A 693-nucleotide genomic window follows, 5' to 3' on the forward strand; every position below is an offset into this window, starting at 1 on the left:
AAAGCGTAGAAGAGCCGCATCCCCCCGCAAATCGGGCGCCCAGAGAGAATGCCATCGTCCGGATGGAAGATTTGTTGTAGGGCACGCCCTACAAGCATGGCGCTTTCAGAACACAGGCCCACACAGTTCCAGGCGCTTGACCGCCAGCCCTTGAGCGCAAGACCGCGCCTATGCAGGCAGCGGCGCTGCGGGCGGCGGAAGATACAGGCTGGCAGCCTTCATCTACGCACCGGATCACTGCAGCGATGGCGCGGCCGTGAATGTCGCAATCAGATCAGCTTGTGCTCCATCGCATACTTGACCAGCTCGGCCAGCGAATTCACTTTCAGCTTCTGCATCAGGCGCGCCTTGTGAGTGCTGATGGTCTTGCTCGACAACGCCAGTTGCTGGGCGATGTCATTGACGTTGGCGCCCTGGGCCAGGCGTTCGAACACCGAAAACTCCCGTTCCGACAGCAAGGTGTGCAAAGGCCTGGATTCGGTCAGGCCCACTTCGAACACCATGCGGTCTGCCAGCGCCGGATCGATGTAACGCCCACCACCGGCTACCCGGCGTATCGCCGCCAGCAATAATGCCGGGTCGCTGTCCTTGGTCGCGTATCCGGCCGCCCCGGCCTTCAGGGCGCGGGCTGCCATCTGCGCCTCGTCATGCATCGACAGCATCAGGATCGCAGGCGCATCGTGCAGGGCACGG

Annotated in this window: 1 protein-coding gene; it reads right to left on the reverse strand. The window is 62.5% G+C overall.

From position 1 onward, the window contains the following. Window positions 1–269 precede the first annotated feature (269 nt). Window positions 270–693, reverse strand: a 424-nt coding sequence (locus ACF8R3_RS00185; RefSeq protein WP_392514554.1) for a LuxR C-terminal-related transcriptional regulator, incomplete at its 5' end; no start/stop codon positions are given.

The organism is Pseudomonas sp. FYR_7 (assembly GCF_043106155.1).
Taxonomy (GTDB): domain Bacteria; phylum Pseudomonadota; class Gammaproteobacteria; order Pseudomonadales; family Pseudomonadaceae; genus Aquipseudomonas; species Aquipseudomonas parafulva_B.